Genomic DNA, 9,464 nt, shown 5'->3' on the forward strand with positions numbered 1-9,464 from the left:
TGGGGGGATGGGGACAAGGGCACAAGGGGAATTAAATTTTAGCTTTCCCCTCTGCTCCTGTGCCCCTCTGCCCCTCTGCGCCCCTGCCTTTATTTGTGTTCTTTGTCTTCTGCCTTTTCTCTGACAGATTCAATGAGCGATCGCACTTGATCCGCCCCTTGAGATGGTTCAAAATCGAAGGGCAATTTTCTGCGTAACAACGTTCTTAATCCTACTGGCCCTAATTCTAGTAATCCCTTTATATCTCGAAAATAATTACCTAAAACTAGCACCGCGAACTTGCGTTCATCTACCCAACCACCTTTTTTCACTAAATCTACTAAAACTTTTCGGTGTCGGATCGATCGACTCGCTTGAGCATCCTTTCTTTCTAGAATCTCGCCTTTGATTTTACCAATCTGATCCATTGGTGCCACATCCATTGGACATACACTGTTGCAATAAAAACAACGAGTACATCCCCAAACACCTTTAGTACCTTCGTTATATTTTTCTAACCTAGTTTCAGTTTCAGCGTCGCGAGAATCTGCTAATATTCGGTAAGCTTTTGCCAGGGCATGAGGGCCGACAAAATCTGGGTTAACTTCACGGGCATTACATTCCGAATAACAAGCGCCACAAAGAATGCAATTACCCGTCTGATCCAGCTGACTTCGTTCTGAAGGAGATTGGAGAAATTCTCTTTCTGGTACTTTTCGGGCGCTGGTACTTACATAAGGATCGACTGCCTCTAAATTGTTCCAGAAACTTGCCATATCCACCACTAAGTCTCTGATAACTGGCATATTACCCATCGGTGCGATCGTAATTTCTGGAATCGCTTTCTGTGCTGGTTCTTCTATCTCTGAACTAGCAACCTTAGTCATCAGATCTTGCAGTCGTGCTACCTCATTTCCCACATTTTCTTTACAAGCTAAAGCTGAACGACCATTAATCCGCATCGCGCAGCTACCACAAATGGTATTGCGGCAGTTTTTCCGAAATGCTAAACTTCCATCCTGCTCCCATTTAATCTGATTCAGACAATCGAGAATTGTATTACCAGGCTCAACTTCTAAAGTATAAGTCTGATACCATGAGCCACTGTTTTGGTCATGTCTGGCAATCTTAAAAATGACTTGCATGATCTTGAACCATTTCTTCAATATTTAAAGTAATAGTGGTAACAGACTAAATTTTCAGCTACTGTACCTGAGCAAAAATTTTCCCCTCTCTGCTGCCTTCTTAAACTACTACTGCTTCTAGTGTAAGGCTCCCATATCTCAACTTTCCCCAAAACTCAGACTTTTTACCAACTTGGCAAAAATACATCACTTATATTTATCTGCACTACTTGATACAAAAAATTACCGTTCTCTGTCTGGGTAAAACTCCTGAAAGATAGATTTTCCCCCTGTGATGTCCCATACATCTTACCAGAAAAGCAGACAGACAAGTAAAGCTAATGTATTAGATATCTTTGCTAAGTGTAACAGTTTAACTTTTAGCAGACTTCCCCTTGCAATTATGCAGCACTATGGATCTGTCTGGATAAAATCCTGGTGAACATCCTTGATGATTAGCACTTACGAGGGTGTCGCAGGAACCGGAAATTCCAAAATCTAAATTAAGCTTTTTACTCAAGTTAGGGATTGGAAAAAATAGTTGTCAAAAATATGAGATTTAACGATATATTCTTTATAAGGCCAATTTAGGTCTTGACTCTATTAACTAAGTTAAAGATTGGATATTTCACCAAAGCGATGACTGACACAGCAACAACCCCATTAACAGGAAAGGCACTGCTACAAAAAGTAAAAGAACTTTCCAACCTACCCCGTCGCGAAACAGCTAAGCGTTGTGGGTACTACACGACGACTAAAAATAACCAGACTCGTGTAAATTTGACTGATTTTTATGATGCTGTATTGGCAGCAAGAGGCATTCCTTTAAGCCCTGAAGGGCCGAAAGATGGTCGGGGACGCGAACCTACTTACCGGGTAAGCGTACATAAAAATGGACAAATTGTTATTGGTGCAACCTACACCGAGGCAATGGGTTTAAAGTCAGGTGATGAATTTGAAATCAAACTAGGCTATAAGCATATTCACCTGATTCAGGTTGATGCCGATAAAGCATCATCAAATGGTAAAGCAGAATTAGATGAAGATGAGGATTCCGACGAGGAAGAATAAGCTCTCAGGTCAGTTGTCAACTGTCAAAACTAGTTTTTTTCCTTTGATTTTGCAAAGGCTGACTTTTGGCTACTGACTAATCTATCTACTGTTTGTAGCTATGAACTTATTTAACAAACATAGCTAAGCTAAATGCTGGTGTTTTATACTGAGGCGACCGCACCTGTTAAGATAATTGCGTTTTTCTTAGCCTGGTTGGGGTGTTGGTTGCCAATAGCTATTCCCATAGCTTACGCCCTCAAATGGTACCCTCCTAAGCCCTTGGGGGCAGCACAAAAAATTCCACTTTTGGCATCCCTTTACCTGATTGCTCCACTATTACTCTGGGGAATTGCCAGGGTAGAGGGCGTGTCTTTTTTGAATTACGGAATCTCTGGAGATCTAAGTTTTTTGATCTCTCTGGGGTTAGGATTAGCCATTGGCGTAATTGGCATCATAGTTGTGTTTGCGATCGAGTCCACTTTCGGGTGGATAAATTGGCATTGGCAGCTCGATCGAAAGCTCTGGCAAACTCTGCTGACAACCTTGCTTTTAGGACTATGGGTAAGCGGTACAGAAGAGTTAATTTTTCGTGGCTTTTTGCTGAATGAATTGCAGCAAAGTTATTCTTTATGGTTAGGGGCTGTGGTTTCTAGCCTAATTTTTGCATCGCTGCACTTGGTTTGGGAAATTGACGAAACTTTGCCCCAACTGCCAGGTCTTTTTTTGATGGGTTTGGTGTTAGTGCTGGCGCGTTGGGTAGACAATGGTAATTTGAGTTTAGCTATAGGATTACACGCGGGTTGGATTTGGGGATTGACGACGATCGATACTGCCCAATTAATTAGTTATACAGGTAAAGGTTCAGCGTGGTTTACAGGTAAGAACGGAAAACCTTTAGCTGGTGCAGCGGGAATCTTTTGCTTACTAATTACTGGAGCAATACTGTTCTATTTAGGAAGAGAATTTTTACCATTACCCTAATTTCTGGCGTTGATTTTCCGTTTTAGGCTACTAAACCAAGTCGGAACAAGGTTACAGAAATTTTTGCGCTCTTTCTGTATTCCTTGTTCCCTGTTCAGGAGTTCCCTTCCTTCAGTAAAATCGCTCTCTTTAGACGAATAACCGCTTTTTAATGCTTAAGATCGTCACGGGATTGAGGGGAGAAAATCGGGTGAGAGATCCGACTGCTACCGATCGCAACAGCTGCGCTTGTAACAAATTATGTTCCCAACCTTTTTCCTCTACCCACTGCATTGCCAAAGTCAAATGTTCTAAAGTAGCTAAAGCTAATACTAGAACTCCTTGGGGATGCAATTGAGCGCCAGCAAAGCCTAAAATTTCCTTTAAGTTACCACCACTACCGCCGATAAAAATGCGGTCTGGGGGGGTGAGGTGATACAAAATTTCTGGCGCTGTACCATGAATAGAAACTACATTAGTAACACCAAACCTCTGACAATTCTGTTCTATTAAGGAAATTCCGGCGGCAGTTTTTTCAATGGCATAAACTGTAGAAGTGGGGAATAAACGGGCAATTTCGATCGCCACTGAACCCGTACCTGCACCAATATCCCAGATAATTTGTCCAGGTTTTAATGCTAATTCTCCCAGAACTAACAGGCGAATTTCCCGTTTAGTGATTAAACCTGGTCGATCGCTGTAACTTAAAAAACTAGAGTCTGGTAAACCCAACAGCGGCAGATTGGGGAAATTCATCTCTGCTTCAGATGAATCAGTTTGGCGCAGTAAGACTACCACATTTAAGGGGGCAAATCTTTGCTGTGGGACAGTAGTTAAAGACCAACATCCCACTTTCTCGTCCATACCCCCCAAATTTTCGCAAATCCAGAACTGATAGGTAGCAGCTAAATCCAGAGATTTTAATAAACGCGCGATCGCCTCTGGATTATGAGTATCATCAGTTAAAATGGCGATTTTCTCTGCCCCTTGCTGCAAAGTTTGGGTTAACTGTTCCCAACAACGCCCGTGAATGCTAATCACTCTAGCATCTTGCCAAGGAACCTTAATCCGGTTAAAAGCTAACTGAATCGCACTTAAATGGGGATGAAAAGTTAATTGTTCTTTAGGCAGTTCTGCCAATAGCAACCGCCCTAAACCAAAAAATAAAGGGTCGCCTGTCACCAAGACTACAATTACATTATCGGTTTCTAAACGATCGCGAATCCCACGCATCGTCGCTTTTATGTCTTTGAGGACAATTCGATCGCCACAGTAGTCAGGAAAATAATTCAAATGGCGATCGCTTCCCACCAACACCGTCGCCTGGGCAATAATTTGTCTGACTTCTTCTCTTAACCCAGATGCCCCATCTAAACCAATACCTATAACGTGAACAGTCATCTATTCGATTTTAAATTTATAGATTTGAGATTTTGGATTTACCTGCCTTATGCCTTAACTGATCCTAAATTCGGTTAAATCCTAGTTAATTATGCTTTTTTTTTGAACCATGTTAGCGAAGCGAAACGCGCTAGCGTTTTAGACACGAAGAACACGAAGAAAGAATAGCTTTGTGCCTTTAACTCTCCCCTGGAGCCCCTGGAGCCCCTGGAGCCCCTGGAGCCCCTGGAGCCCCTGGAGCCCCCCTGCCTTCTTCATTCAGTTGCTAAACAGAGTAAAGCGTTAAGAATAGCAGCCGCTACTGGAGAACCGCCCTTTCGCCCCTCGACGCGGATTTGAGGTACTTTGGTGGCTGCTAAGGTCATTTTTGACTCTACGACCGAAATAAACCCTACAGGTGCGCCAATTACTAAAGCTGGTGATACAGAAGCTTGGGCGATTTCTTGACAGAGTGCTAGTAAAGCAGTAGGGGCGTTACCAAAGACAAAAATTCCTTGGGGATATTCTTGCCAGCACTTTAATAAACCTGTTTCGGTGCGAGTTTTTCCCGGTAGAGGTTCTTTAATGCCTTCCACAGCACTAATTACTGGGTTAGCAAAAGTTTGCTCCACTAATCCCACGATACCCTGTTTAACCATCCCCACATCAGTCACGATCGGTACGCGACGACGAATAGCAGCGATGCCAGCATCAATAGCCCCTGGACTAAAGCGAATTAAGTCTTTAAATTCAAAATCAGCCGTAGTGTGGATAACTCGTCTGACGATCGCATATTCTTGAGGACTGAAATTATGAACACCAATTTCACGGTCAATTACCGCGAAACTCTGAGCCATAATTGGGTGGATGGTTAAAGTCATAAACTGTTACACATTTAAATCTTTGATTGAGGCGGCAGGGGAGCAGGGGAGCAGGGGAGCAGGGGAGCAGGGGAGCAGGGGAGAGAATTAGAAAAATTTCTCCTCTTTTGAAATTATGTAATTTAAATGTGGAACAGCTTAGAAATTGGTAGATTTGAGATCTTAGATTTTAAAGGTTTTCCGCTTGAATCTAAAATCTAAAATCCAAAATCTAAAATTCCAAGACTGGCCAATCAGGTTCGCGATAGTAGCGTGTCATATCGTCAAATTTGCGTAATTCTGCCCTTTGTACCCAAAGTTCTTGGGGATTGTCCAACCATTGTAAGTTTAAATCAGAAAGGGTGTGACTTAGACGATCGCGATCCAAATCCGACGGAATATCGCCAAAATAACCTAAAGTAACGTGAGCGGTAAAACCATATTGTTGCTCGATTCCTAATCCAATTAAGTCACCATTTTGGTAGATAGCGCGACGAAACTTGACAATGCGATCGTAAGCTGATTCATCCTTTGCTACTAAAGAAACACCGATCGCTCTTGGCATTATCATGAATCCTAGCAACTGGAATTTAATTTGCTGACCTCCGCTAACTAAAGGTTGGGTTTGCTCGAAAATTTGACCGATTCGAGAACGTAACTGCTCTTCAAATTCAGGATTTTCTTTAGCATCAAGGAAAGAACTAGCCCAAATTAAATCTGCCAAGGTTAAATGAAAGCTAGCTGGAGGTACTGGCACCATTAAACCTGGAAAATGTTGTAAAATTTGCGCTTGACAATACTCCAAATTGGTATAACAAGTATTGTTTGCTGCATCTTCTTCACTGGGGGGAGTAATTATTGTATATCCAGGAAAAGGAACAGGTTTTCTGCCTCCCTCAACAGCAGGCACAAACTTAGGTGATTCCTGAATGTGCTGCGCTTGGGATTTGTAAGTTTCCGGCAGCGTCATCTTAGCCAATCGATTCAGATAAGTTTGATAGTTATCGTCCAACCTTGATATCCTCGCCTTTTAACTTGATAGAGTTTAACTAACTTTCTATTGTTTTCATGTTAAGTCCACCTAGAGAAATATTGATCCCTTATTTCCCTGCTCAAGTCTTTGCGGATCGCTAAACCACAAATTTACTTAAATTAGGTGTTCCTTATGCCAATTTACCTCTATTGGGGGGAGGATGATTTCGCACTACAAAACGCTGTTGTTAAATTGCGTAAATCTGTACTCGATCCCCACTGGGCTAGTTTCAACTATGACAAAATTTCTGCCGATCAACCAGATGCCATACTTCAAGCTTTAAATCAAGCTATGACACCTCCATTTGGCATGGGACAACGTTTAGTTTGGTTGATTGATACCAATATCGGCCAACATTGTCCAGAACAGGTGTTAGCTGAACTAGAACGTACCCTCCCATTTTTACCGGAAACTTCCGTACTTTTACTGACTAGTCGGAATAAACCGGACGAACGACTTAAGGCCACAAAATTACTCAAAAAATCTGCTCAAATCTGCGAATTTGCTTTAATTCCACCCTGGAAGACCGACCAAATTATACAGCGAGTGAAGCAAGCGGCACAAGAGGCGGGTGTAAAGTTAATGCCAGATGCTATGGAACTTTTAGCTCAATCTGTTGGTAATGATACGCGGTTATTAAATTCCGAATTGAAAAAATTGCAACTGTATAGCTGGAATCAGCCTAAAGCCTTAGAGGTGGAAACAGTTGCTAAACTAGTAACAGCTAATACACAAAATAGTTTGCAGCTAGCCGGGGCAATTATTCAGGGAGATGCAGCTAAAGCCTTGGTATTGGTGGCAGATTTAATTAATCGCAATGAACCAGCTTTAAGAATTGTTGCTACTTTAATTGGACAATTTCGCACCTGGTTGTGGGTAAAATTGATGACGCAGGAGGGTGTAAGGGATGAAAAAGAGATTGCCAAAGCCGCAGAAGTCGCTAATCCCAAGCGAATCTACTTTCTCCAACAGGAAATTCGCTCCCTAAATGTGACACAACTTTCTGAGAGCTTGCCGATACTGCTAGACTTAGAAGTTAGTCTCAAACAAGGGGCAGAGCCAATAGCTACCCTGCAAACAAAAGCGATCGAACTTTGCCAACTTTACAAATAGTCTTGCTTAGATTACCTAATTGACTTTGACTACACCAAGCCTTTTGCTAATCATCTACCCAAATGCGGAACTTCACACCCAAAAATTACTTCAAATTATCTAGATACCATTTAGTGTGCTAGTTCTCAAAACTATCCAATCATGACTAACGCTAATTCTCCTATTTCCTTATCTTTAATCAATCAAGTAATATCTCGCTCTTTACTTGTAACTTTTCTTACTTCGATTAGTTTACTTTGCGGACTAGCTCCCAATCTGTCTTTCCGTTCTCCTCATTTAATCTTGAGTTCTTCTGCCTTTGCTCAGGCAATCAGTGATGATGACTTGAGAAGATTTGCTCAAGCAGCTTATGCAATTGAGAGAAAACGTCAAGCTGTAGTTGAAGGAATTGTGAGGAGAAATCTTCCGGTTCCTGACACTACTTGTGCTGCTGGTGGTAATATTCCACCTGAATTAAAGGATTTTTGTGAATTTTCCCGACAAACTATTGAAGCAAATCAATTAACAGTTGGTCGTTTTCAACAAATTAGGAGTGCAGTACAATCAGACCCAACACTTAAACAAAAAGTTGATGCTGAATTACGCCGCTTACAATAGAGAATTTAATCAACTTAAATTGACTAAATTGCTTCATCATCCATCAGAGATTTACGTTTGGCATGGATATTTTTCATGTGTTTTTTGACTGTATTAATCGTAATGTACAATTTTTCAGCAATTTCTTTATAGGAATAGTTGGCTCGATAAAGCAACCAAACTTCTGCTTCTCTCGGTGTTAAATCGAATTGATGAACATCGCTGCTAACTATCTCTCGTAAGGATTGATGTTTATCTTCAATGGTTACAAGTAAACATTCCTGTGACATTTGTTCAATCATAAACCAACGCACTCGCAACCGAAAATGAACAGCATTGTCTTGAATAATTTCCGATTCTAAAACAATTTTTTCACCTGGAAATAGATTTTTACTTTCAATTAATGAATGACAAACCTGCCAAATTTCTTCAGGAATCGAGTGAAATTCCCCATTAGACAAGTGTTGAAAAATCCGTTTAGCCGTTTGATTGGCGTGCAATAATTCGCCTGTTTCTGTGATAATTAAAATCCCATCCATAAATCCTTCTAAAATTCCTTGAAAAAGATTGTATGGCTCAATTTTTTGGGAAAAACCCGACTGGGAGTGTTTGACGGGCTTCGTTGTTAATACTGGAGCATCTTGTAGTGCAATCATTTTTGGTAAGGTCATGAATATCACTGTTACTAAATTTCTACATGACTCTGATATGTTTTCCAGATGCGCCCTCATGATTTATACGTACTGACAATCACTTTGTAAATGAAATATTTAAATTAAAAATCACCCGTATTCGTGAATGTACGGAATTTCTGGTAGAAGGTAGAAGGTAAAAGTCACAATGTAATTTTTGCCGATTAGGTAAGAATTACCCAATTAGCGATCGCAAATCAGGTTAATCTGGAAAAATCACCCCATAAATCTAGAGGAAACAGTAATCGTTACCGATGATGCTGACTTTAACGCAACGTTTACCAGCAAACCCCAATGCTATAGTCAGCCACACCCTTTCCCTGACAGCTGAGGAACGCACCCGCAGTAACTATCGTTTTCAGACGGAAGCAGGACAAGTTTTGTTGCTGCGACTTCCCAGAGGAATGGTGTTGCGCGATCGCGATTTATTACAATCAGAAAACGGTATCCTAGTCAGAGTCATCGCCAAACCCGAACCCGTACTCACAGTAACAGCCAAAAATCCCTTAGAACTATTACGTGCCGCCTATCACTTAGGAAACCGCCACATAGCTTTAGAAATCACCCCCACATACCTGAGATTATCCGCAGACTCAGTATTACAGGCAATGTTAGAACATCTGGGATTAGAAGTAACAGCAGAAATTATGCCCTTTGAGCCAGAAATGGGGGCTTATGGGCATCATTAGAGGGC

Annotated in this window: 10 protein-coding genes; 5 read left to right on the forward strand and 5 right to left on the reverse strand. The window is 41.4% G+C overall.

The window, feature by feature from the left end; genetic code table 11:
• Positions 1-89: 89 nt before the first annotated feature.
• On the reverse strand, positions 90-1,124 hold the full coding sequence (locus IQ264_RS29485; protein WP_193985741.1) for a succinate dehydrogenase/fumarate reductase iron-sulfur subunit: 1,035 nt from the start codon (positions 1,122-1,124) through the stop codon (positions 90-92).
• A 618-nt stretch (positions 1,125-1,742) separates the two neighbouring features.
• On the opposite strand from IQ264_RS29485, the gene IQ264_RS29490 reads away from it, so the two are divergent.
• Both IQ264_RS29490 and IQ264_RS29495 read left to right on the forward strand, forming a co-directional pair.
• Positions 1,743-2,174, forward strand: coding sequence for an AbrB family transcriptional regulator (locus IQ264_RS29490; RefSeq protein WP_193985743.1), 432 nt, complete (start codon positions 1,743-1,745; stop codon positions 2,172-2,174).
• 132 nt (positions 2,175-2,306) lie between these two features.
• Positions 2,307-3,137 carry a CPBP family intramembrane glutamic endopeptidase gene (locus IQ264_RS29495; protein WP_193985745.1) on the forward strand — a complete coding sequence of 277 codons (831 nt, stop codon included), beginning with the start codon at positions 2,307-2,309 and terminating at the stop codon, positions 3,135-3,137.
• A gap of 129 nt (positions 3,138-3,266) precedes the next feature.
• Here the strand turns inward: IQ264_RS29495 and cbiE are convergent, their stop codons facing one another.
• The 3 genes from cbiE to IQ264_RS29510 all read right to left on the reverse strand — a co-directional run bounded on the left by cbiE (position 3,267) and on the right by IQ264_RS29510 (position 6,368).
• On the reverse strand, positions 3,267-4,517 hold the full coding sequence (gene cbiE, locus IQ264_RS29500; protein ID WP_193985747.1) for a precorrin-6y C5,15-methyltransferase (decarboxylating) subunit CbiE: 1,251 nt from the start codon (positions 4,515-4,517) through the stop codon (positions 3,267-3,269).
• A 254-nt stretch (positions 4,518-4,771) separates the two neighbouring features.
• Positions 4,772-5,377, reverse strand: a complete 606-nt coding sequence (locus IQ264_RS29505; RefSeq protein ID WP_193985749.1) for a cobalt-precorrin-8X methylmutase — start codon at positions 5,375-5,377, stop codon at positions 4,772-4,774.
• 211 nt (positions 5,378-5,588) lie between these two features.
• Entirely contained in the window at positions 5,589-6,368 is a 780-nt protein-coding gene (locus IQ264_RS29510; protein WP_193985751.1) for a DUF1868 domain-containing protein, read from the reverse strand.
• A 153-nt stretch (positions 6,369-6,521) separates the two neighbouring features.
• On the opposite strand from IQ264_RS29510, the gene holA reads away from it, so the two are divergent.
• Both holA and IQ264_RS29520 read left to right on the forward strand, forming a co-directional pair.
• Positions 6,522-7,502, forward strand: a complete 981-nt coding sequence (gene holA, locus IQ264_RS29515; protein ID WP_193985754.1) for a DNA polymerase III subunit delta — start codon at positions 6,522-6,524, stop codon at positions 7,500-7,502.
• Between the two features lie 141 nt (positions 7,503-7,643).
• Complete coding sequence (locus tag IQ264_RS29520; protein WP_193985756.1) at positions 7,644-8,099, forward strand: DUF4168 domain-containing protein; 456 nt, start codon at positions 7,644-7,646, stop codon at positions 8,097-8,099.
• 23 nt (positions 8,100-8,122) lie between these two features.
• Here the strand turns inward: IQ264_RS29520 and IQ264_RS29525 are convergent, their stop codons facing one another.
• Positions 8,123-8,749, reverse strand: a complete 627-nt coding sequence (locus IQ264_RS29525; RefSeq protein ID WP_228061913.1) for a helix-turn-helix transcriptional regulator — start codon at positions 8,747-8,749, stop codon at positions 8,123-8,125.
• Between the two features lie 278 nt (positions 8,750-9,027).
• Between IQ264_RS29525 and ureE the strand changes: the two genes are divergently transcribed.
• Positions 9,028-9,459: an urease accessory protein UreE gene (ureE, locus tag IQ264_RS29530; RefSeq protein ID WP_193985758.1), complete on the forward strand. Its 432-nt coding sequence runs from the start codon at positions 9,028-9,030 to the stop codon at positions 9,457-9,459.
• Positions 9,460-9,464: the final 5 nt, after the last annotated feature.

Source organism: [Phormidium] sp. LEGE 05292 (genome assembly GCF_015207735.1).
Lineage (GTDB): Bacteria > Cyanobacteriota > Cyanobacteriia > Cyanobacteriales > Aerosakkonemataceae > Floridanema.

Bases quoted from the DNA above. Each gene is read 5' to 3' on its own strand.
- cbiE (WP_193985747.1), bottom strand. From the start codon at position 4,517: ATGACTGTTCACGTTATAGGTATTGGTTTAGATGGGGCATCTGGGTTA.
- IQ264_RS29485 (WP_193985741.1), bottom strand. From the start codon at position 1,124: ATGCAAGTCATTTTTAAGATTGCCAGACATGACCAAAACAGTGGCTCA.
- IQ264_RS29525 (WP_228061913.1), bottom strand. From the start codon at position 8,749: ATGACCTTACCAAAAATGATTGCACTACAAGATGCTCCAGTATTAACA.
- ureE (WP_193985758.1), top strand. From the start codon at position 9,028: ATGCTGACTTTAACGCAACGTTTACCAGCAAACCCCAATGCTATAGTC.
- IQ264_RS29505 (WP_193985749.1), bottom strand. From the start codon at position 5,377: ATGACTTTAACCATCCACCCAATTATGGCTCAGAGTTTCGCGGTAATT.
- IQ264_RS29495 (WP_193985745.1), top strand. From the start codon at position 2,307: ATGCTGGTGTTTTATACTGAGGCGACCGCACCTGTTAAGATAATTGCG.
- holA (WP_193985754.1), top strand. From the start codon at position 6,522: ATGCCAATTTACCTCTATTGGGGGGAGGATGATTTCGCACTACAAAAC.
- IQ264_RS29520 (WP_193985756.1), top strand. From the start codon at position 7,644: ATGACTAACGCTAATTCTCCTATTTCCTTATCTTTAATCAATCAAGTA.
- IQ264_RS29490 (WP_193985743.1), top strand. From the start codon at position 1,743: ATGACTGACACAGCAACAACCCCATTAACAGGAAAGGCACTGCTACAA.